This is a genomic window from Coleofasciculus sp. B1-GNL1-01 (genome assembly GCF_040220235.1).
Lineage (GTDB): Bacteria > Cyanobacteriota > Cyanobacteriia > Cyanobacteriales > Coleofasciculaceae > Coleofasciculus.
The window spans coordinates 54,592-75,983 of record NZ_JAVJTO010000048.1 but is presented as its reverse complement, the minus strand read 5'-3'; the positions used below and the strand labels follow the sequence as shown (position 1 = coordinate 75,983).

The 21,392-nt window shown below is 47.9% G+C and carries 20 protein-coding genes and 1 tRNA gene; 12 read left to right on the top strand and 9 right to left on the bottom strand.

The window, feature by feature from the left end; translation table 11 throughout:
• Window positions 1-20: 20 nt before the first annotated feature.
• The gene (locus tag RID53_RS11550; RefSeq protein WP_446388238.1) at window positions 21-1,904 is read right to left on the bottom strand and encodes an NAD(P)H-quinone oxidoreductase subunit F; all 1,884 of its coding nucleotides are present in this window, start codon (window positions 1,902-1,904) and stop codon (window positions 21-23) included.
• Between the two features lie 555 nt (window positions 1,905-2,459).
• Here RID53_RS11550 and RID53_RS11545 point away from each other — a divergent pair.
• The 8 genes from RID53_RS11545 to RID53_RS11510 all read left to right on the top strand — a co-directional run bounded on the left by RID53_RS11545 (window position 2,460) and on the right by RID53_RS11510 (window position 9,071).
• On the top strand, window positions 2,460-2,771 hold the full coding sequence (locus RID53_RS11545) for a carbon dioxide-concentrating mechanism protein CcmK (protein WP_006105229.1): 312 nt from the start codon (window positions 2,460-2,462) through the stop codon (window positions 2,769-2,771).
• 86 nt (window positions 2,772-2,857) lie between these two features.
• Entirely contained in the window at window positions 2,858-3,199 is a 342-nt protein-coding gene (locus RID53_RS11540; RefSeq protein WP_006105258.1) for a carbon dioxide-concentrating mechanism protein CcmK, read from the top strand.
• Window positions 3,200-3,337: 138 nt separating this feature from the next.
• On the top strand, window positions 3,338-3,640 hold the full coding sequence (locus RID53_RS11535) for a EutN/CcmL family microcompartment protein (RefSeq protein ID WP_446388237.1): 303 nt from the start codon (window positions 3,338-3,340) through the stop codon (window positions 3,638-3,640).
• A gap of 380 nt (window positions 3,641-4,020) precedes the next feature.
• A complete protein-coding gene (locus tag RID53_RS11530; protein ID WP_446388236.1) occupies window positions 4,021-5,736 on the top strand; it encodes a ribulose bisphosphate carboxylase small subunit in 1,716 nt (571 codons plus the stop codon).
• Window positions 5,737-6,013: 277 nt separating this feature from the next.
• Window positions 6,014-6,631 carry a hypothetical protein gene (locus RID53_RS11525; RefSeq protein ID WP_446388235.1) on the top strand — a complete coding sequence of 206 codons (618 nt, stop codon included), beginning with the start codon at window positions 6,014-6,016 and terminating at the stop codon, window positions 6,629-6,631.
• A 165-nt stretch (window positions 6,632-6,796) separates the two neighbouring features.
• Window positions 6,797-7,576 carry a BMC domain-containing protein gene (locus RID53_RS11520; protein ID WP_446388234.1) on the top strand — a complete coding sequence of 260 codons (780 nt, stop codon included), beginning with the start codon at window positions 6,797-6,799 and terminating at the stop codon, window positions 7,574-7,576.
• Window positions 7,577-7,724: 148 nt separating this feature from the next.
• Window positions 7,725-7,877, top strand: a complete 153-nt coding sequence (locus RID53_RS11515; protein WP_446388233.1) for a hypothetical protein — start codon at window positions 7,725-7,727, stop codon at window positions 7,875-7,877.
• Window positions 7,878-8,060: 183 nt separating this feature from the next.
• Window positions 8,061-9,071, top strand: coding sequence for a LysR substrate-binding domain-containing protein (locus tag RID53_RS11510; protein ID WP_446388232.1), 1,011 nt, complete (start codon window positions 8,061-8,063; stop codon window positions 9,069-9,071).
• Here RID53_RS11510 and RID53_RS11505 read toward each other — a convergent pair.
• Together RID53_RS11505 and RID53_RS11500 are read right to left on the bottom strand one after the other, a co-directional pair.
• Window positions 9,013-10,128 carry an ABC transporter permease gene (locus tag RID53_RS11505; protein ID WP_446388231.1) on the bottom strand — a complete coding sequence of 372 codons (1,116 nt, stop codon included), beginning with the start codon at window positions 10,126-10,128 and terminating at the stop codon, window positions 9,013-9,015. The genes RID53_RS11510 and RID53_RS11505 overlap by 59 nt on opposite strands.
• 10 nt (window positions 10,129-10,138) lie before the next feature.
• On the bottom strand, window positions 10,139-11,014 hold the full coding sequence (locus RID53_RS11500) for an Npun_R2479 family HD domain-containing metalloprotein (protein ID WP_446388230.1): 876 nt from the start codon (window positions 11,012-11,014) through the stop codon (window positions 10,139-10,141).
• 293 nt (window positions 11,015-11,307) lie between these two features.
• Here RID53_RS11500 and RID53_RS11495 point away from each other — a divergent pair.
• Window positions 11,308-11,379, top strand: a tRNA-Gly gene (locus RID53_RS11495).
• 356 nt (window positions 11,380-11,735) lie between these two features.
• On the opposite strand, the gene RID53_RS11490 is transcribed toward RID53_RS11495, so the two are convergent.
• The 3 genes from RID53_RS11490 to RID53_RS11480 form a co-directional block, all read right to left on the bottom strand.
• Window positions 11,736-12,260, bottom strand: coding sequence for a hypothetical protein (locus tag RID53_RS11490; protein ID WP_446388229.1), 525 nt, complete (start codon window positions 12,258-12,260; stop codon window positions 11,736-11,738).
• A 278-nt stretch (window positions 12,261-12,538) separates the two neighbouring features.
• The gene (locus RID53_RS11485; protein ID WP_446388228.1) at window positions 12,539-13,312 is read right to left on the bottom strand and encodes a ZIP family metal transporter; all 774 of its coding nucleotides are present in this window, start codon (window positions 13,310-13,312) and stop codon (window positions 12,539-12,541) included.
• Between the two features lie 47 nt (window positions 13,313-13,359).
• Window positions 13,360-14,250 (bottom strand): alpha/beta fold hydrolase, encoded by an 891-nt coding sequence (locus tag RID53_RS11480; RefSeq protein WP_446388227.1) that lies wholly within the window; start codon window positions 14,248-14,250, stop codon window positions 13,360-13,362.
• A 178-nt stretch (window positions 14,251-14,428) separates the two neighbouring features.
• Here RID53_RS11480 and RID53_RS11475 point away from each other — a divergent pair, with 178 nt between their 5' ends.
• Window positions 14,429-15,838, top strand: coding sequence for an S-layer homology domain-containing protein (locus tag RID53_RS11475; protein WP_446388226.1), 1,410 nt, complete (start codon window positions 14,429-14,431; stop codon window positions 15,836-15,838).
• Window positions 15,839-16,066: 228 nt separating this feature from the next.
• Here the strand turns inward: RID53_RS11475 and RID53_RS11470 are convergent, their stop codons facing one another.
• Window positions 16,067-16,576, bottom strand: a complete 510-nt coding sequence (locus RID53_RS11470) for a hypothetical protein (protein ID WP_446388225.1) — start codon at window positions 16,574-16,576, stop codon at window positions 16,067-16,069.
• 53 nt (window positions 16,577-16,629) lie between these two features.
• Complete coding sequence (locus RID53_RS11465; RefSeq protein WP_446388224.1) at window positions 16,630-17,040, bottom strand: ArsR/SmtB family transcription factor; 411 nt, start codon at window positions 17,038-17,040, stop codon at window positions 16,630-16,632.
• A 270-nt stretch (window positions 17,041-17,310) separates the two neighbouring features.
• Here RID53_RS11465 and argC point away from each other — a divergent pair, with 270 nt between their 5' ends.
• Both argC and RID53_RS11455 read left to right on the top strand, forming a co-directional pair.
• Entirely contained in the window at window positions 17,311-18,369 is a 1,059-nt protein-coding gene (gene argC / locus RID53_RS11460; RefSeq protein ID WP_446388223.1) for an N-acetyl-gamma-glutamyl-phosphate reductase, read from the top strand.
• Between the two features lie 377 nt (window positions 18,370-18,746).
• Window positions 18,747-20,975, top strand: a complete 2,229-nt coding sequence (locus RID53_RS11455; protein WP_446388222.1) for a Na-K-Cl cotransporter — start codon at window positions 18,747-18,749, stop codon at window positions 20,973-20,975.
• A 65-nt stretch (window positions 20,976-21,040) separates the two neighbouring features.
• On the opposite strand, the gene RID53_RS11450 is transcribed toward RID53_RS11455, so the two are convergent.
• On the bottom strand, window positions 21,041-21,166 hold the full coding sequence (locus tag RID53_RS11450) for a hypothetical protein (RefSeq protein ID WP_446388221.1): 126 nt from the start codon (window positions 21,164-21,166) through the stop codon (window positions 21,041-21,043).
• Window positions 21,167-21,392 lie beyond the last annotated feature (226 nt).

Here is a 21,392-nt window from a genome sequence, read left to right as displayed (position 1 = left end):
TACAACCGACACCAACATTTTTACTGCCCATTCAGAAACAACCACTGTTCCCAGTCCCACTGACTGAGGGGCCAACTCATCAAGAGTGCTAATAAGCTGACGCCGATGAGAATCGTTAACAGGTAAAACTGGGATTTCCCCGAAACACTATATTTCAATGATTGACCCCCAACCACAGTCGCCAAACCAACTAAATTCACCACACCATCGACAATATGACGGTCAATCCAGTCGGTCAGTTTAGAAAACAGGTCAACGGCAAAGACCACAGTCAGGTTGTAGAGTCGATCGACGTAAAAATCATAAGCTAAAAGGTCTTGCAAAAATCTCACAGGTAAGAGAATCGATCGCAATCCAATTCTGTGTAAGTCCATTAAACCGCCAATCGCACAACCCACGACGCTGGAACCAAATAATAACAGTTGGGGGACTTCAATCAGGTACTCATACTTAGCACTGGGTAACAGGTTTAATTGTTGCAGCAACAAGGGCATCCCCAGAGTAATTAGGGTTAACCCCACCATCGGAAACGCCATGGGCCACCCCACTTCCGGGGTACGGCGGGTTTTGGGCTGAGGATTGCCTAAAAAGGCTAAGCGAAAGACGCGGGTTAAGCCGAGGGCGGTAATCCCATTCACCCCGATAAAGGTGGCAACTAATCCAGGTGAATCCGCCCACAGGGAATTAATGCCTTTACTTAATGCCCAATACCCCCCTAGGGGCAATAGTCCAATCATCCCCGCTGTTCCGACGACAAAGGCACTGGTTGTGGCGGGCATCCGTGACCATAAGCCGCCCATCTCGGTGAGATTTTGGTTACTGGTGGTGAGAATAATCGAACCGGTACTCATAAATAATAGGGCTTTGGCAACGGCGTGGGCGAGGAGTAACGTCGCTGCAATATCGGCGCGTCCAGTTCCCACGGCGATAAACACCAACCCTAAATACGCACTGGTGGTATGGGAGAGCGATCGCTTAATATCAATTTGGGCAATGGCGACTAAGGATGCACCAATCGCTGTGATCGTGCCAATTACCACTAACACGGATAAGGTGACTGGGGATATGGCTAAAATCGGCAGCAGTTTAATCAACACATACGCCCCACAGCAGACAACCAGCGAATTCCGCAAGACGGAGGCGGGGTTGGGTCCTTCCATCGCTTCATCTAACCACAAATGCAAGGGAAATTGAGCGCATTTCCCTAAGGGTCCGGCAATTAGGGCTAATCCCAGCAAGGTGGCGAGGATGGGGGGGAGGGTGGCGGTTCCTGCCCAATCGTATAAGTTATTAAAGTTTAAGCTACCCGCGAGGCTTCCCAGGGTGACAACCCCCATTAACAGCAACATATCACCCACCCGCTTGGTTAAAAAGGCATCTCGTGCAGCGGTAACCACTAAGGGTTGAGCATACCAAAAGCCAACCAGTAAATAGGTGGAGAGGGTGAGCATTTCCAACAGAGCATAGCTCAAGAGTAAGGAATTACTCAAGGCAATTCCACTCATCGCCCCTTCAAAGAATCCCATTAAGGCAAAAAAGCGGGCTAATGCCCAGTCTTTTTCCATGTATCCTAGGGCATACAGTTGCGCCAACAGGCTGAGGCTGGTCACCACCTCTGCCGCACCTGTACTCACGGGCGAAACCTCTAGGGCGAAGGAGAAATTCACGCCGCCAACTTGCAGCCAGTCAAATACAAACTCGTTCACCATCGGCTGATTCACGGCAGACCCGAAGATTACCCAACCGTGAATACAGGCAAAAAGCGTCATTAATATGTTAAGATAGGCAGCCGGACGGGGACCGGTACGGCGAATCACACCCGTTGCCCAAGGTAAGCTTAAAATGGCACCAATTAACCCATAAAACGGCACTAACCAAATTGTCTGATTCAGAAACTCTGTCATCCCGCTTGCGTACCTCGTTGGTTTTTTATCACTGGATCATATCGATACAGAATTTTGCCTATTGACCGAGGGATTCGCTGGCGCGATCGCGGTTTGAGTCCCTCTTGTCTTGAGTCCCTCTATTTAAAGGTCAGCTTAATCAAAGTGATACTTAATACTAGAGCCTTGACCTTCTCTCCATACTTGAGTTGTTCGGTCAAGCGGTTCTCCTACCCGTTGCCCCTGCTTGATTATGAGGTGATTGTCCCGGCGTCTGGAGACAAGTCATTTTAACGTATAAAAACGTTACCCAAAAATTATAAAACAAAGCCAACATTTCGCAAAAGCTGAGAATTTTGCCCAACCTCTCGATTATTATCGCTCTAAAGTTAAGTTTTGTTAAACAGTTTGATTAAGAATTATCATAATAATTTATATTGTCAATTGTGCCAAGCTTCTCTATGCTTGGTTTTGGCTAGTAATTTATTAGTCTAAACTTCGGCATTCCCGTCCAAATTTTTGCCCAACCGGGATGGGCGGACTCATGGTCAACGTATTCACAAGGAGAAAATCAACGTGCCAATTGCTGTAGGAATGATTGAAACCAAAGGCTTTCCGGCTGTCGTCGAAGCCGCTGACGCCATGGTGAAAGCTGCCCGTGTCACCTTGGTCGGGTATGAAAAAATTGGTAGTGCGCGGGTCACGGTTATTGTTCGGGGCGATGTCTCAGAAGTTCAAGCCTCCGTCGCTGCTGGCGTAGAATCTGCCAATCGGGTCAATGGGGGTGAAGTCGTATCCACCCACATCATTGCCCGTCCCCACGAAAACTTGGAATACGTTCTACCGATTCGATATAGCGAAGCCGTGGAACAATTCCGATCCTATTAGCGAGACCTCTACGCTTAGATTGGGCTAAATCCTGGCGCTCCCAAGGTGTCAAAACAGACAAACCCCTAGATTTTGGAGAAACATTCATGTCAATCGCCGTTGGAATGGTAGAAACCCTCGGCTTTCCGGCTGTCGTCGAAGCCGCTGACGCCATGGTGAAAGCCGCCCGCGTCACCCTGGTCGGGTATGAAAAAATCGGCAGTGGTCGGGTTACGGTTATCGTCCGGGGCGATGTGTCGGAAGTCCAAGCCTCTGTAGCCGCTGGTGTGGATAACGTCAAGCGCGTCAATGGGGGTCAGGTTCTATCCACTCACATTATTGCTCGCCCTCATGAAAACCTAGAGTACGTGCTGCCGATTCGGTACACTGAGGATGTAGAACAGTTCCGAGAAAGCACGAATGCGATCCGTCCGCTTAACCGTCCCTAAGACCAATACCCTTATCCTTAAATGATTATAGGAAAGGTGAATTGGGGATTGAGACAAAGGCAAGACTCGCTCGTTAAAAAAAACGGCAACTCAGTCCGCCCAGAACCGACGATCCAAAATCCCAACCGTGGAGGATAAATGCAAATTGCCAGAGTGCGGGGGACAGTCGTTAGTACTTGTAAAGAACCCAGCCTGAGAGGTGTAAAATTTCTCTTAGTACAGTTTATGGATGATGAGGGTAAACCTCTACCTAACTACGAAGTGGCAGCAGATGTCGTCGGTGCGGGTGTGGATGAGTGGGTTTTGGTGAGTTGTGGCAGCGCAGCCCGTCAGGTGGGTGAAAGTGATAAGCGCCCTATTGATGCTATGGTAGTGGGGATTATCGACACCGTTAGTGTAGATAGTCACATTCTCTACAGTAAAAAAGATCAATATCGATAGTCTGGGGTGGAAAACGTCATCCGAAATCGTTAACACCAATCATGAGCAAGCCCTGAGTCTGACTCCCTTATCGGTCTAAGATGACTGACCGCCAGACCAAGAATTCATATCCTAATTTGGCGTATTAAAGCCAATACTTATTCGGCTGGCGGGAGGGGAGTCAACCCAATAGCCCTCGGCTCAGTCGCCCGGTTTTAACGAAAAACTTCTCCCTCAAAACCCAACTAACTAGAATTGCTGATGTTTGAAGATCCAGCTTAAACAAAGATCTTTATATCCCTATGGGGATAAACATCCAAGGCTTATGGATAAAATGCTCTTGGTTTAATCAAAAAAAACAACACGTTGATATACGTTGTGCAAGGCAGGAAAATATTATCATGGTAGTTCGTAGCTACGCGGCACCCCCGACCCCTTGGTCAAAAAGTTTGGCGGAACCCAAAATTCACGAAAGTGCCTACGTCCACTCCTTTTCTAACATTATCGGAGATGTCAGAATCGCCGAAAATGTCATGATTTCTCCGGGGACTTCCATTCGAGCAGACGAAGGTGGACCGTTTTACATTGCCGCTGGCTCGAATATTCAAGATGGAGTGGTGATTCATGGCTTAGAAGATGGGCGAGTGATGGGGGATGACCAAAAAGCTTACTCCGTCTGGATTGGTCAGAATACCTCCGTCACTCATCTGTGCCTGATTCACGGTCCAGCCTACATTGGAGATGATTGCTTTATTGGCTTTCGCTCCACTGTGTTTAATGCTCGCATCGGTCATGGCTGTATCGTTATGATGCACGCCTTGGTGCAAGATGTGGAAATTCCGCCGGGGAAATATGTACCCTCTGGAGCAGTCATTAATAATCAGCAGCAAGCGGATAGACTGCCCGATGTCCAAGAGGAGGATCTCACGTTTGCTCATAATCTGATCGCATGCAACGATGCATTGCGATCAGGGTATCAGTGTGCAGAGGATGAAGCTTGTATTGCGCCAATCCGCAAGGAGAGGGTTCAAGCCTCTGACTCTGATCAGGAAAATGGAAATCAACCTTCTCGTCGTTCTTCTTATTCTTATAGTTCCATGCCTTCATTTACAGCCATAAATTCAGACCTGCAGAAACAAATTCGTCAACTGTTAGCTCAAGGATATCGGATTAGTGCCGAATATGCAGATGAGCGGCGCTTCCGGACGAGTTCTTGGAAGAGTGCGATCGCGATTCACTCAGATCGTGAATCAGAGGTACTTGATGCTTTGAGCGATTGTTTGCAGGATCATCAAGGCGAATATGTCCGCCTGATTGGGATTGACCCGAAAGTCAAACGGCGGGTGATGGAAGAAATTATCCAAAGACCCGGTGATCAGCCGTCCAAGTCCACCCCAGCGAAAGCGTCTTCGAGTTATCGTTACAGTCAACCTGCGGCGAGCAAAAACCGTCAGGTTTCCCGTTCACAACCCCAACTCGAGTCTGATCTTCAGCAAACGGTGGCGGGACTGGTCGCTCAAGGTTATGGGGTTGGCTTAGAATATGCCGATGAGCGGCGCTTCCGCACCAGTTCCTGGAAGAGCGCGATGTCGATTCAATCCAATCGGGAATCAGAGGTGATGGACGCGATTACCGACTGTTTAGCCGACCATGAAGGCGAGTATGTGCGCTTGATTGGCATTGACCCCAATGTGAAACGGCGGGTGCTACAAGAAATTATTCAACGACCGGATAGTAAAGCCTTGACCACAGGGACATCGGTCTCCTCAAATGGTCGGCGCGATCGCACCAGCCGCAGCTACAGCCCGGTATCCGCACCCTCAAAAGTGGATTCTGTATCACCTGCGGATACGTCTTTGAGCCAAGAGGCGATTGATCAAGTCCGGGGTTTGTTAGCTCAAGGCTACAAAATTGGTACCGAACACGCCGACAAGCGTCGCTTCCGCACCGGTTCCTGGCAAAGCTGCGCTCCGATCGACTCCAATCAGGTTGCTGAGGTGATTGAGGGGTTAGAAGGCTGTATGGCTGAACATAGTGGGGAATATGTGCGTCTAATTGGTATTGATCCAAAAGCCAAGCGGCGTATCTTGGAAACCCTGATTCAAAAGCCAAGTTGAGCAATCATTCCCTCAATAACCCTTAGAAGTCAGCGGGAAAGGAAAGGGTGATCTGTGATTAGGGATTGGCGATGGAGTTAGGGTTGAACTCAATGCTTTCTCCGAAATTGTTCAACAAAAAATTGACAAGTTTTAATCCTCAATCCCTTTCCTTGCCCACAGAGGTAATTCCAAATCACTGACTTCAAAATCGCGGGACTTCTGATTCAATTGACCTAATTATCTTCACGTTGATAACGTCCATAACTATAAAATGCATTTGCCCCTGCCACTACCATTGAGCAGTCACTCTCATGTCTACGTGCAAGGTGATGTAACCATTGATCCGAGTGCTGTGATTTCATCGGGAGTAATTTTGCGGGCTAATCCTGAGAGTCAAATGATTATCGCGGCAGGTGTTTGTATTGGTGCAGGTTCAATTCTGCACGCTGACCAAGGGACGTTAGAGATAGAAACCGGTGTCAATATGGGTACAGGTGTATTGATCGTGGGTCACGGAACAATTGGGGCAAATTCTTGTATCGGTTCACTGACCACGATTTGGAATGCTTCGATTGAGCGATTAACCGTTGTGCCTGCGGGGTCTGTTGTTGGTGATGCGGGGCGTCAAGTTGCCGAGATTTCCCCAGCCGCGACTCCTCCGGTTGATAGCTCTAATCCCCCAGAAGCGGCGAATCCTGAACCTGAACAAGAGGCGATCGCCTCTAGTCCATCTGCCTCTCCTGAACAGTCTGAACCGCAGGAGGTCAACCCAGACGTTGATTCCGAGGTCAGTTCCAGTGAGTCCCCGTCGGAAGAGGAACCCGACTCTGCTGACTCCCCGGAGGGAAACTCAATCTATGGACAAGGGAGTGTAGACCGGATTCTCAAAACTCTATTTCCCTATAATCAATAATTTGGATTCCTGATGCAGGGGAGTCATTTAGCCCCTTCAACTGTAGTGTTAAGATCAGCGCTGAGATAGGTCATACCGATAAGTTGTTAGGGTTAGAGTGTTGGTTTTCTTAGACTGGATTAGAGGCAACACTGAAAAGCCAACAACGACATGGAGAGCCGAGCTATGGAGTCATACAACCCTGGAATTATCCCCCACGCCCCTTCTACTCAACGAAATCGCTTTCGTCATTCCTCTTTGGGTTTGGTGTCTACACTCAGTTTTCCCGTGATTGTGAGTACGGCTGATGCGATGCTCAAGGCGTCTGGCGTGACGTTGATAGGATTTGAAAAAATTGGTAGTGGTCATTGTACAGCAATTGTGCGCGGCGCTACAGCAGAAGTACGGATTGCGGTGCAAGCTGGGGTTGAACATGCTAAACGAGAAGGTCAGTTATTGTCCTCCTTAGTAATTCCTCGACCGTTTCCAAACTTGGAGGTTGTCTTACCTCTGGGTTCTCATTTGCTAGAAGAGGCGCAACAGCAGACGCGATCGCGCCATAGTTCCCAAGCCCTGGGACTTCTAGAAACTCGTGGCTTTCCCGCGATCGTCGGTGCAGCGGATGCGATGCTGAAAGCCGCCGATGTAGAACTCACGGGTTACGAAACCATTGGCGCGGGCTTATGTACCGTGATTATCCGGGGTCGAGTGGCGGAAGTCGCCATGGCGCTGCAAGTGGGTATGGCAGAAGCGAAACGGATTGGGGAACTGGTTGCAGTTACCGTGATTACTCGACCGTTAGAAGATCTCGAACAAGCCCTACCCTTGGCAAGTTACTTTATTGAAGAGGAAGAAACACCCGAACCCCTACGATTGCCTGTCGAGGTGAAGGAAACAGAGAAGGAATTAGTCGAACTTCCTGATTTAGATAAATTGCCCGCGCCGACTAAAGAAATTGATTTCTGATATTACATTGCCGATTAGCAGAGCTGGGGAAGCTGGGGAAGCTGGGGAAGCTGGGGAAGACAAACTTAAATGCTCAAAAAAATTGTGTAAATTCATGTATAGCAACCGCCATGGCTGTTAGGACACATCATTTATGTAGAGACGTTGCATGCAACGTCTCTACAATGGTGCCGAACGTCCTAATCGATGTGTCTATTGCTATAATAATCCTCCTGCCTCCTACCTCCTGCCTTTAACAAAAAAGGCGTTGCACCCAATTCCAGCAATGACCAGATTAAGCTTTCCTGTAGGTACAGGCTAAAACCAAACCGCTTATTCCGGAACATACAAATTGGTTAGGGGGCAACGCAGGCTGGAAGGAAGACTGTCACTTGTTTGGTGTTATCTGAAATCTTAACTCAGAGTTACCATAGAAAAAATACATTGTTCTAATAGAAATCATAGACTATAATCTATAAATTATTCCTATCAAGGAGGAGTATCGTTGAAGCAAGCCACGCTGCATCAGCTCAAAGTCTTTGAAGCCGTTGCTCGACATAATAGTTTTACTCGTGCAGCCGAAGAACTATTTCTCACCCAACCCACGGTGTCAATGCAAGTGAAACAGCTTACCCGAGCGGTTGGTGTTCCCTTATTTGATCAAGTAGGCAAACGTCTTTATCTTACCCAAGCCGGAGAGGAACTCGTCAAGACCTGCCGTGCCATATTTGAGAATTTAGACCAGTTTGAGATGACTGTTGCTGACCTGCAAGGTCTGAAACAGGGACGCTTGCGGGTTTCGGTGATCACAACCGCCAAATATTTTATTCCTCGGTTACTCGGTCCATTTTGTCGGCGTTATCCAGGAATCGATGTGTCGCTTCAGGTGACCAATCATGAATTTATCTTGAATCGTCTGAATGACAATGCCGATGACTTGTATGTCATGAGTCAACTTCCGGATCTGGATATTACCTACGAAGCCATTCTTGACAATCCCCTGGTTGTCATCGCGCCATCGGATCATCCGTTGGTGAATGAAACCAATATTCCTCTAGAGCGTTTGGCAGAGGAACCTTTTATTATGAGAGAACCTGGATCAGGAACGCGCAAGGCAGTGCAAGAACTCTTTGATTCCCGTGATATTGACTTAAAAGTGCAGCTTGACTTAGGCAGCAATGAAGCCATTAAACAAGCGATCGCGGGAGGGTTAGGCATTTCGGTTTTATCCCGTCATACCTTAGCCCTAGAAGGCATCTGCCATCAACTGACTATTTTAGATGTGGAAGAATTCCCGATTGAACGATACTGGTATGCGGTTTACCCAAATGGCAAACAACTCTCCATTGTCGCTCGTACCTTTCTCGATTATCTACTGTCTGAAGGCAAAGACTTTGCCCAAAAGACTGCCCTACGCCGAACCTTGCCACCAGCGCAATCCAATGGAACTCCTCCTCCTAGCGCTGCAAACTCCGAGGATCAAGGGCATCCCGTAGACCATCCCCCAGCAAGTTAAAGGCTAACACGGTCAAGATAATCAGCACGGCGGGGGGCCAAATTAACCAGGGTTGTAGCACCAAAATCGAAGCATTCGTTGCCAAGGACAACAAATTTCCCCAGGAGGGGTCAGGTTGCTGAATGCCCAGACCGATTAAACTCAGCACCGATTCCGCCACAATAAAACTGGGGACGGCGAGAGTGGCTGAGATAATTACATAGGTTGCCGTTTGGGGCAACACATGGCGGACAATAATGTACAGCGGTTTCGCCCCCATCGCCTGGGATGCTTGGACAAATTCTCGTTCTTTAATCGACAACACCTGTCCGCGAATCACCCGGGCTAATCCAGACCAGCCAATAAACGAGGTAATTAAAACAATTAGTAAAAATCGTTGGGCGCTGGTTAGTCCCGGTGGTAACACTGACGCCAATGCCACGAGTAGGTATAGAGTGGGAATCGTCATCATCACTTCCACGAGGCGCATCAACATGGCATCAATCCACCCCCCGAAATAGCCAGAAATTCCGCCGATAATTAAACCCAGAGGAAAAGAAATGGCAATCCCCACTAACCCGATACTTAGACTAATTCGCCCTCCATACACCAGACGACTGAATTGATCCCGACCTTGCTCATCGGTTCCCAACAGATTCAGTTTGCCCTCACCAATCGTACCGAACAAGTGCAAGTTCATCGGAATTCCGCCAAATATCTCCACCTCTTCAAAGTTGGGGGGTAAGGGGAAACGCAGTTGCAGAAACTGGTATCCCGAACCTTGAACAAATAAACGGATGGGGGACGGACTTTGCCAATCCACCATCAGTTCTCGTTCCCCCGTCTCTAAATCCGTTGGTCCTTGGGTGGTTGGGTAGACATGGGGACCAATAAACCTGCCTTCGGGAGTGCGCCAGTAAACTTGGGTGGGTGGCAACAGGGAACCATTGGGTTGGGAGACATACGGGTCATAAGGCGCGACAAAATCAGCCGCAATTACGGCAAGGTAAAAAATCAATAGCACGATCGCGCCAAACCGAGCCAAGGGGTTCTTTTTCAGTTTTTGCCACCAGTTCATGGATTACAGGTTAAGAATTAAGCTGTTGGGCGAGTTGTCGGTGTTGTTCTTCGTTTTTTTCGTGTTCGACAACAAACACATTGGAGTAGAGGTTGGCGGTGATTTGCTTACCCTCTTGGGTGAGGGACAGGTAACGCAGGGCTTCCTGGATAAAGGGAAACACTCCATTCCAGTAAAACCTGGAATAACCCGCACGAAGGTCACCAGGATGCTCATAGCCTAAGGCTTGATTGACACCCGTTTCTTCAAATTCGTAGAATAGAGAGCTAATTTTCTTGAGATAGCGCGGATCAGAAAGCTGACCAATTAAGTCAGAGGCACGAATCAAACCGGGATAATTCAGGGTATCTCGATGATCCCCTTCTTTGGGAACCGGGAAACGAGTCAGTTCAATATTGAGCTTAATCAGTTCTGCGTCAATCAGTTTGTGACCGCCAAATCGCTCATCGATAAACAGTTTCGCCCGATCAACATGATGAGGTGTTAGGGAGGCATCAGTAGCGCCAGGAGGCAGATGCACCATCTCACCATTTTTGCCCGTCGCATAAAGTCGTTCAGTTTCGCGATCCTGACGACAGACGCCTTTGACATAGCCAATGTCGTGGCAAACCAGAGAAATGATAAAGTGCAACCAATCTTCTGGGGTGACGCCACCTTCACGGATATGCTTGCCTCGGAGAATCTCCTGACCGACTAAGGTGACGAGGATAGAATGCTCGACATTATGATAGAGGGCATCGCTGTTGGCAATATTTTCCATTGCCATACTGCCTGCCCAAGCAATAATGTCCTCAAAGTCGGTTTTCAGCCCCCCGTAAGTTCGGTGGTAGCCGTCCCGGAGTCTTTGGACAAATGAGTTTATGAGAATTTCTGTTGCGTTAAACATCCTGGGTAATCCCTGCGGAGTGCAATGGTTTGAGGATCAATCGAACAGTTATAACTCTATACTTTACAGGATGCGATAAATTTAAGTTGATTGGAAGCTAAAGATTCACAACCTCGGCGTGTTTTTGGTCATAGCTAACTGTTACCGAACTCGCAACCCCTTTATGTGTAAGAGTTTCAGGGGTTTTACCCTTCCTAACTCAATCAAGGTTAAGTCTTTAACTCCAGAGTCAGGTAGAACATGAGGCAAATCTATTGATATAATAGCCTAAAGATTATCGTTGAGAGCTACTCGCGGGTGTAGTTCAGTGGTAGAACGTCAGCTTCCCAAGCTGGATGTCGTGGGTTCGAGTCCCATCACCCGCTCTACTGACTCGGCACAGCTAAAATTGTGGATTAGATGTGACCATTGAATCGGGCGCAAGTCTTTGCGCCCCTACGGTTTCCGGGCTAATGGTTAATTCATCCAATAAGGTGTGTCACGCCACTACAGTGACTAGTAAGTAGGTGGGGACAATTAAAGTTAACGGTGGGGAACTCGCTTTCGCGAGAAGCAAGCTAAGTCATTCGTTTATGTAAGGGTTTGAGGAACATTCACAGAACTTAACATAGTTCGGTTTATTTCCACCAACCTACTTATCGGGAACGCTTTGGAGAGTTGCCTGAGTAAATTGGCTTAACTCCCCATTTCCTTTATCTCACCTATCTCCTGGTTGGGAAATTCAGTTCAATAAAGATTTCCACTCTTTTTTCAAACAGTGCAACACCTCAGGCTCAAAGAGGACAACTTTTTGGTCGTCGGGAAACTTCCCTTGGCATAAGCGCACGGCAATTTGTCCTAAGCTTTCACTGAAGAGAATCTGTTTAAATAAAAGATTATCGGTCATTTCGATCAGATGAACCGCTGTCGCAAATTCCCCTTCTAAATCAAAACCAACATTCAGTTTGATGTGATGGACTTCGTGAATACAGCGGAAAATCAGGTTAATGTCTGAACCCAAAAGATCAGAGTTGTTGAACTGAGTGGTAATCATTAGTTTACCGTGGTCGTAATCCCTATAGATATGCTCTAAGCTCAGTTCTGTTCCTTTCATGTAAGGGAAAAAATCAACATACTGAAACTCCATACCCTGGAGTTCTACCTGTGCTATATCCACGATAAACTGACGGAAGCCTTTCACGACGGAAGGCGAGAGATCATACGCTGGGGTATCAATGTAATACCGAGCAATGTCTTCAAGATTCATGTGTTTTTGTTAGATGCAACCAACTGACAATCGAAGTCGCCAGACAATCTAATCATTGACCTGGCTTGCTGAGGGTAGTCCCTCACAGAATTCACCCAATTCAATTTTGGGAGATCTCAGCCCAAAAAACATCCTGAGAACTACGGAAATTTTTGGGTGAAATTCCCGAAAAGTCCGCGTGGATTCACCGATGGAGGTTTATTTATAAAGTAAATATAGATGGAGCTAGACAAAAGTAATAGATCGTGGTATATGCTTAGTTTTGTCGAGGTATCGGTTCAACCTAAGCCAATATCGAGAAGCATCATGATCACGAATCCTACCATAATCCCAATTGTGGCTTCGTGTTCGCGACCTTGATGATGGGATTCGGGGATAATTTCATCGCTAATCACAAATAGCATTGCGCCCGCTGCAAATGCCATTCCCCAGGGTAAAAGTGGTTGTGCGATCGCCACCACACCTGCACCGAGTAAACCCCCCACGGGTTCGACTAACCCTGTCAACAACGAAACCCCCACAGCATAAAAGCTTGAGTAGCCTTCAGCTAACAACGAAACCGCTACAACCAAACCCTCTGGAATATTCTGCAATCCAATTCCGATCGCCAAAGGAATTCCCTGCGCCGGATTTCCTGCACCAAAGTTAACCCCAACCGCCAAGCCTTCGGGAAAGTTATGAATTGTAATCGCGATAATAAATAACCAAATGCGTCTGAGATGTTGAGAATTTACCCCTTCTGAACCCTTATGAAAATGTTCGTGGGGTAGATACTTATTACTTAACCCTAAAAACGCCGTTCCCAAAAGCACACCCACACCCATAATTAACGCCGCAACTATTTGGGAAGCGCCTTGAGAAATCGCCGCATCTTTACCCGGTACAATTAATGAAAACGAGGTCGCGGCTAGCATTACCCCACCCCCGAATCCTAACGCGATCGCTTGTAATCGGTGGGTTAAGCGGATGGGTAAAAATACGGGTAACGCACCGACAAAGGTTGCGAGTCCCGCCAGTAAACTGGCGATAAAACCCGCAAGAATTGGATTCATAAGTTATTTGTCATTCGTCATTCGTCATTCGTCATTCGTCATTCGTCTTATGTCTTATGACTCAGCCAATCGAGAATTAGAGAATTAACCATGTCTGGTTTCTCATCGTGAGGACAATGACCCGCTTGGGGGATGGCAAAAAACGCCACATCTTTCTCCATTTGGCGCTGTTGCTGGTAAATCGCCGCCCCATTAATGGGTGTCCAAGGGTCATTTTCTCCCCAAAGCACTAATAGAGGACGGTGTAATTTGGGTAATAATTCCCCAGGCGCAGGACCGGCTGGACCCGTCAAGACTGACGCAAAGACTTGTTGGGCACCCGGATCACAGGAGGGTTGGTAGAGTAAATCAACTAATTCTTCTGTAATCGCTTGGGGGTCACAGTAAACCTGACGCAGGGTGTTGCGAATCCGGTTTTTTTGGCGAATGCGGTTAAATAAAAATGGACCGACGGTTTTAGAACTGACCAATTTGGTGAAGGTTCCCATCACCAGCCGTAAGGGTAAATTTAACTCATCGGGACGGTGGTTTAATCCCCCTGCACAGTTAATTAAAACACCACCCATGGCGATATCTGGGTCTTGGGTAACGACCATTAAACTCAATAGCGCCCCAATTGAGTTGCCAATAAATACCGTTGGTTCGTTAATATGGGCAGCCCAGAAGTCTTTGATCTGTTCCTGCCATACGTCTAAGCTGTAGTCTAAGGCGGGTTTATCTGATCCACCAAATCCTAACAGATCAATCGCAAACACCCGATATCCTGCATCCGCTAGCACCGGGATATTTTTTCGCCAATGTCCAATGGATGCACCAAAGCCGTGAATTAATACCAAGGGTTGACCTGTTCCCTGGACGGTGTATTGAATTGAGTGACCTTGCCAAGTCCAAACGTGCTTTTCTAAGGGGTTGTTCTGGATTCGCGGTTGGGTAATCACGGTGCTTTATGAAGTTTGTTTAAGCGTTTTGTTCTATGATACCGGGATTGAGACAGATTCTGGAAAATTTTTGCCCAGATTCCTGTTTATTGAGAATCGCCACGTTTGAATAAATGGGAACAGTTTCCCCATCAGTTCTGTCTTTGGATTCCTTTTGTTTGTGTTTGGTATGCGTGTTATGAGTCAACCATTATTTGCCTCAAGTAGTAGGATAATGATCGCGTTTGCTGGATTCGCGATCGCCACCGCTACTCCTTCTGTTGCGAATCCTATCCCCACATCTCCCCTAGAGGTGATTCAGGGGATGGAACTTGCCCAAAATCCCTCAGTAGAAGCGGATACCGCTGAATCTTTACCTGAGGCGATCGCAGAGGCTGTCTTTGATGATATCAGCCGTCGCCATAATTTAGATACATCCCAGCTAAAAATCCTCAACGTCGCCCGCCAAACCTGGTCTGATGGTTGTTTGGGATTAGGTGGTGATCAGATTTGTACCCAGGCGCTAGTTCCTGGCTGGTTGGTGATTGTCGGGAGTGAGGATAAACTGTGGGCGTATCGGACGGATGAGATGGGTTCAGTTGTCACCCTGGATGAAACTTTAAGCCAGAAAATGACCGCCCGGTATACCGCGACGCTGATTGAAGAACAACGCATCCGCACCCGCAACCGTGAAACTACGGAAATTACTTCCGGGAGTACCAGCCGTCAAACGACACAGGGAACTGTTGACCGTCGCGCTAGTCAACGCCAAAGCAACTCAACCACTCAGATGAGTGGGGAGACAACTCAACAGCAACAAGTCGCCGCTAGTGGTTCCCAAATCCGCCGAACTGTACAAACGAGTTTCACGGATATTACCAGTAATTATTGGGCGCAGGACTTTATTGCTGAATTAGTACGCTTAGATATTCTCAGTGGATTTCCTGATGGCACATTTCGTCCCAATGAACCTGTGACTCGCGCCCAGTTTGCGGCGATGATTCGTAAGGCGTTTGAGAAGACGAAAATCCGTAATGTTAGTATCCGGGATGTTTCTACCCGTCACTGGGCATACAATGCCATTGAAGAAGCTTGTGAAACGGGGTTTTTAACGGTTAATTCTGCTAATAATTTTAACCCCAAGCAAAAGTTATCGCGATTGGAAGTATTATTGGCATTAACTCAGGGGTTAAATTATTCGGTGAATGGATCAGCGACGAACATTTTGCAGTTTTATCAGGATGCATCAACGATTCCGGTTAATGTTCGTCCGTTAGTTGCTGCGGCGACGCAGCGAGGGATTGTGGTCAATTATCCTAATGTCGAATTATTGAATCCTAATCAGATTGCAACCCGGGCAGAAGTGGCGGCATTTTTGTATCAAGCTTTGGTGAGTACCGGGGAAACGGTGGCGATTTCTTCTCCCTATGTGGCGGCGGTTGAGTTTGAAGAAATCGAAAATGAGGTGCAAGAATCGGATGAAGAACAAGAAGTAGAAATGGAGGAAGAGGATGATTGGGGTGGTGATGATGATGACGATGATGACGATGATGATGACGATGATGATGACGATGATGATGACGATGATGATGACGATGATGACGATTAATTGGCTGTAGAATTGCTTCTACAATCTGTCTTTTTTGCCAATTACTGTCTCGTTTATTGTAAGTTAAGTCAATAAACCCCCTCACCCCCAGCCCCTCTCCCACCAGGGGAGAGGGGAGCAAGAAGTAAAAGCAAGTAGCAAGTAATGGTGTGGCACACCTTATTTGATGAATTAGAATGGGAGACCCGAAACCATAGGGGCGCAAAGACTTGCGCCCGATTCAATCGTCTATCCAGGCAGATTTTCTTTAAGCTGGGCGATATTTTCGGGACTTAGGGTAAGCTTGACTTCGATTTGTTGCTGCTTGTCGCGCAGTGTGATACTATGATTTTCTCCTTGAGGGTTACTTTCCCATTGAGGATTAGTAATTTCTATTTTCTGATAGATAACTTCCGGAATCCCTACCCGGATGACTAAATTTTTCTGAGATTGAGGATAAATATAAAGCTGTAGCCGTTGCGGATCGAGTTCAAGTTTCCAGGGGGTGGTGCTGCGTTCTTGATCGGTGTCCACTTTTTGCCAGTAGAGGGTAATTCCGCGAAGTTGGGGATTTTGCAGTTTAAATTCGTCGTCAAATCGCTGCCATTCCCAGTCGCTTTCCTGGGCATTTCCACTGGGAGGAATTAGTCGCTGTCGCCATGCAATTTTACGGTTGTTTAGCGCTGTCCAAAATTTGCTGATTTTGGTGAGATTTGCGCCATTTTCAGGATTGTCACTATTTTGTTGCCAAGTAATCATTGTTTAGGGAACAGGGAATGGGGAATGGGGAATGGGGAATTTAGGATTCATAGTTAGACAGGTTCATCTAGATGTTCGGCGACGGATTGATATAAGTCGAGAACATGCTGATCTTGAAGATGATAATAGACCTTGCGACCGCGTTTATGATACCGTACTAATCGCATGGCTCGTAGGGTGCGTAATTGATGGGAGACGGCGGATTCAGTCATATCCAGGGCGGCGGCGATGTCACATACGCACAGTTCTGCGATCGCGAGTAGGGAGATGATCCTCAGCCGATTTGTGTCCCCTAGGGAACTGAACAATTCTGCCATGCGTTGGGCTTTTTCGGTGTTGAGCATTTTTGGCTGCAATGAACCAATCCGCTGGCGTTCAACCTTATGGGGCGGATGGCAATGAGGTGTGTCTGTGTCTGGATTAGCAGAAACGGTTACCTCTGGCGTGGATAATCGGATTGGCATTGAGTTACTATCTCTTGGCTGTTGAATGGTCTGATTTTATGGTAGCTAACTCAGGGGGTGTCGGGTGTTGGGTGTTGGGTGTCGGGTGTCGGGTGTTGGGTGTCGGGTGTTGGGTGTTGGGGAGATGGAAGACAAAAAAATTTTTATAGCCTATTCCCTGTTCCCTGTTCCCTGTTCCCTGTTCCCTAATATCCCCCATCGCTGGTTCAAGCTAAAATGCAGCAAATGTTCATCTGTTTTTGATGTTAACTCTGTTAGGGAAGGAATATTATGGGTGATTTAGGACAATTGCCTGTCGGAATTATTGGCGCTTCTGGCTATGGGGGCGTGCAATTGATACGCCTATTGATGGATCACCCAGGTGTTGAGGTGGTTTATTTGGGGGGAAGTAGTAGTGCGGGGAAAGCGTTTTCGGAACTCTATCCTCATTTGGGTCATTGTGTGGATTTGACCATAGAGGAAATTGATTTAGATCAAGTCGCCAGCCGTTGTCAGGTGGTGTTTCTGTCGTTACCCAATGGTTTGGCGTATCAGATGGCGCCGCCGTTGTTGGCGAAAGGCTGTAAGGTGATTGACCTTTCGGCGGATTATCGGTTTAAGAATTTGGAAACCTATAAAACCTGGTATGGGGGAGAACGTAATGACCAGGAAACTGTGGCTTCAGCGGTTTATGGCTTACCGGAATTATATCGCGATCGCATCGCTGAGGCGAAGTTGGTGGGGTGTCCGGGTTGTTATGTTACCACCAGTCTTTTGGCACTTGCACCGTTGCTCAAACAAGGGTTGATTCAACCCGATACGGCGATTATTGATGCTAAATCAGGTACATCGGGGGCGGGGCGTAAGGCGAAAACTAATCTTTTACTCGCAGAAGCGGATAGTTCGGTGGCGGCTTATGGGGTGGCGCGTCATCGCCATACGCCGGAAATTGAGCAGATTTGCAGTGATTTGGCGGGTCATGAGGTGATGGTTCAGTTTACGCCTCATTTAATGCCAATGGTGCGCGGACTGCTGGCGACGGTTTATGCAACGTTGCGTGACCCCGGATTAGTGCGAGAAGATCTGGCGACGATCTATAATGCATTTTATCGTGCGTCTCCCTTTGTGCGCGTCTTACCTAGTGGGACGTATCCGCAAACCAAGTGGGCGTGTGGGACGAATTTGTGTTATATCAGCGTTGAAGTTGATCCACGTACTGACCGGGTAATTGTTATGTCAGTTACCGATAACTTGATTAAAGGTCAAGCTGGTCAAGCGATTCAATGTTTGAATCTGATTATGGGCTGGGATGAAAAGCTGGGATTACCGTTGTTGAGTTTTTATCCGTAGATTAGGTGAGGGGGTGAGGGGGCGGGTTTTGCACAGATGTTATTATCTCATGGCGAGACGAAAGTCCCTAAACCCGCCCCTACAAACCTGGTTTCCTCGATCGCAGCTAAGGATCAACATACCCTAATCGTTAGATAGATAGAGAGTAAAGAGAATTTTTTTTGCTACAGTAGCGGACACGGGTATTTAGTCGAATCAATCGCCCGCTGCTGACAATCGTTCCAATTAGGGTGTGACATCGGTTTCGTGAGGGTGCTAAAAAGCTATATCTCATTTTTTTTGCTTGTTTACGGGGAAGTACATAGATAACTCAGGCTGTCTTGGCTGAAACAATTTCCCCTTTTCTCGTTGGATTGAACCAGGCTTAGGTGCTTACCATGAAAAACCCCTTCCGTCAACAATCACCCTCATCTTCGCCCACTCCCTCTGAACCGGAGACCGGTTTAGGTACATTTGGGGGAGTTTATACACCGTCCCTGCTGACGATTCTCGGTGTAATCATGTACCTGCGATTTGGCTGGGTTGTGGGGAATGTGGGGTTGTTTGGCACGCTGATTATTGTCACCCTGTCTACGGCGATTACGTTTCTGACTTCGCTGTCAATTTGTGCGATCGCAACAGATCGGGTGGTGCGGGCGGGGGGGGCTTATTATATGATTAGCCGTTCTCTGGGAATTGAAACGGGCGGCGCGGTGGGGATTCCCCTGTATTTTGCCCAGGCGATATCGGTGGCGCTGTATACGATTGGTTTTGCTGAGAGTCTGACGCTGACGTTTCCGGACTTAAATCAACGGCTGACGGCAATCATTACCACGATTCTGGTAGCAATTTTGGCGATCGCCTCTGCCCAAATTGCGATTAAGGCACAGTATTTTATTATGGCAGCGATCGCGCTGTCTTTAATTTGTTTGATTTTTGGTTCCCCCGTTGACCCGAATACTCACATTGAATTGTGGGGGGCGAAACCGGAAAACTCCGAACCCTTCTGGACTGTCTTCGCTGTCTTCTTTCCCGCCGTGACTGGGATTATGGCGGGGGTGAATATGTCCGGGGATTTACGCAATCCCACCCGTTCGATTCCCATTGGTACCTTGGCGGCGGTGGGGACGGGTTATGTGGTTTATATGGCATTACCCATAATTTTAGCGCTGCGGGCGGATGCTCTTACCTTAGTCGAAAACCCGTTAATTATGGAGAAAATCTCCCTCTGGGGTCCTTCGGTGTTATTGGGGGTTTGGGGGGCGACATTATCCAGTGCGATTGGTAGTATTCTGGGTGCGCCTCGGGTCATGCAGGCGCTGGCGCGGGATGGGATTTTACCTCGGTGGCTGAAGTTTCTGGGAACGGGTTACGGATCGGAAGATGAACCGCGTATTGCGACGGTGATTACATTGGGCTTGGTGTTAGTCGCCGTGGCGTTGGGGGATCTGGATTTAATCGCCCCAGTGTTGAGTATGTTCTTCCTCACCACCTATTTAGTCTTGAACGTGGCGGCGGGAATTGAAAGCTTTTTACGTTCTCCCTCGTTTCGCCCTTCCTTCCGGGTGCATTGGTCTTTCTCCCTGTTGGGGGCGGTTGGCTGTTTGGGGGTGATGTTCTTACTCAACGCCGTGGCGACAATTATGGCGGCGGTGATTGTATCGAGTGTTTATATTTGGTTAGAACGGCGGGAATTACAAAGTGCTTGGGGGGATGTGCGTCAGGGTGTCTGGATGGCGTTGGTCCGTACTGGAATTAATCGCCTCGACTATACGGCTGATACGAAAAACTGGCGTCCTCATATTCTGGTTTTCTCTGGCGCCCCGACTCGTCGCTGGCATTTGGTGGAGTTTGCCGCAAATTTAACCCACAAACGCAGCTTATTTACTGTCGCCAGTGTAATTCCCAGTGGGTCTCGTGATCCAGCTAAACAGTTGGAAATGGAAGCCACGATTCGGGAGTATTTGGAGAAGCGGGGGGTGCAAGGGTTAGCCCGGTTAATTACCGCCCCTGATCCGTTTATTGGGGCGGAACGGTTAGTTGAGGCGTATGGGATTGGTCCGTTGGTTCCCAATACGATTCTGTTAGGGGATAGTGAACAAGCCTCCCATCGGGGGAGTTACTGTCAGATGATCGCTAACTTGCATCAAGCCCGTCGGAATGTGGTGATTTTACGGGATGTGGAGGAACGGGGATTTGGTCGCCGCAAACGGATTGATGTTTGGTGGGGCGGATTACAGGCAAATGGGGGCTTGATGTTAATTTTGGCGTATCTGTTGCGGACGAGTCTGGAATGGCGTAGTGCCGAAATCAATCTTAAATTAGTTGTTGCCAATAACGCCGCCGCCCAAGCCACGCGGACGAATGTGGAAAACCTGACTAAACAACTACGGATTGGGGCGCGATCGCAAGTGATTGAGGCAAAGGGACGCCCCTTCCCGGAAATCCTGCGCCGTTCGTCCCAAAGTGCGGATTTAGTTTTCTTGGGGATGGCAAAACCGATGGATGATTACACCAGTTATTACGAACGCTTGCAAGGTTTAGCCACAGGATTACCGACAACGGTATTTGTGTTAGCCGAACCCGATTTTGCCTTCTCGGAAGTGTTACAGGAAGGGGGCGTGTAGGGAATAGGGAACAGGGAACAGGGAACAGGGAACAGGGAACAGGGAATAGTTTCAACCCCCAATAATCAGGACAAGGATGCGATCGCAACCCGCCCTAGGTTGGAGGCATGTAGGGGCGCAAAGACTTGCGCCCTTTGCCAACGTGCATCCATGCAACTTAAACTGAAAACCAAGACGGGTAACCGTTTCACCCTCATCCTCTAATCTCCATCCCCCCATCCCCCCATCCCCCCTTTGAAAGGGGGGAATTAAGAAAGGGGGGAATTAAGAAAAGGAGGGAACCATCAAATGTTAAACAAAACTTTTCATTTTAACATTTTAGTTTTAATCTTCTAAAGACAAGGCAAAATACGGCTGACCCCAGCCATCGCTGACAATGCCTAATTTGACGTTGTTTTTCCTCTGTAGTATACTTTA

What these genes read in the sequence shown, in the direction of transcription:
- RID53_RS11470 (WP_446388225.1), bottom strand. Translation starts at nt 16,576, where the DNA reads ATGATTACTTGGCAACAAAATAGTGACAATCCTGAAAATGGCGCAAAT.
- RID53_RS11540 (WP_006105258.1), top strand. Translation starts at nt 2,858, where the DNA reads ATGTCAATCGCCGTTGGAATGGTAGAAACCCTCGGCTTTCCGGCTGTC.
- RID53_RS11490 (WP_446388229.1), bottom strand. Translation starts at nt 12,260, where the DNA reads ATGAATCTTGAAGACATTGCTCGGTATTACATTGATACCCCAGCGTAT.
- RID53_RS11505 (WP_446388231.1), bottom strand. Translation starts at nt 10,128, where the DNA reads ATGAACTGGTGGCAAAAACTGAAAAAGAACCCCTTGGCTCGGTTTGGC.
- RID53_RS11550 (WP_446388238.1), bottom strand. Translation starts at nt 1,904, where the DNA reads ATGACAGAGTTTCTGAATCAGACAATTTGGTTAGTGCCGTTTTATGGG.
- argC (WP_446388223.1), top strand. Translation starts at nt 17,311, where the DNA reads ATGGGTGATTTAGGACAATTGCCTGTCGGAATTATTGGCGCTTCTGGC.
- RID53_RS11530 (WP_446388236.1), top strand. Translation starts at nt 4,021, where the DNA reads ATGGTAGTTCGTAGCTACGCGGCACCCCCGACCCCTTGGTCAAAAAGT.
- RID53_RS11465 (WP_446388224.1), bottom strand. Translation starts at nt 17,040, where the DNA reads ATGCCAATCCGATTATCCACGCCAGAGGTAACCGTTTCTGCTAATCCA.
- RID53_RS11455 (WP_446388222.1), top strand. Translation starts at nt 18,747, where the DNA reads ATGAAAAACCCCTTCCGTCAACAATCACCCTCATCTTCGCCCACTCCC.
- RID53_RS11485 (WP_446388228.1), bottom strand. Translation starts at nt 13,312, where the DNA reads ATGAATCCAATTCTTGCGGGTTTTATCGCCAGTTTACTGGCGGGACTC.
- RID53_RS11515 (WP_446388233.1), top strand. Translation starts at nt 7,725, where the DNA reads ATGCAACGTCTCTACAATGGTGCCGAACGTCCTAATCGATGTGTCTAT.
- RID53_RS11520 (WP_446388234.1), top strand. Translation starts at nt 6,797, where the DNA reads ATGGAGTCATACAACCCTGGAATTATCCCCCACGCCCCTTCTACTCAA.
- RID53_RS11475 (WP_446388226.1), top strand. Translation starts at nt 14,429, where the DNA reads ATGAGTCAACCATTATTTGCCTCAAGTAGTAGGATAATGATCGCGTTT.
- RID53_RS11500 (WP_446388230.1), bottom strand. Translation starts at nt 11,014, where the DNA reads ATGTTTAACGCAACAGAAATTCTCATAAACTCATTTGTCCAAAGACTC.
- RID53_RS11535 (WP_446388237.1), top strand. Translation starts at nt 3,338, where the DNA reads ATGCAAATTGCCAGAGTGCGGGGGACAGTCGTTAGTACTTGTAAAGAA.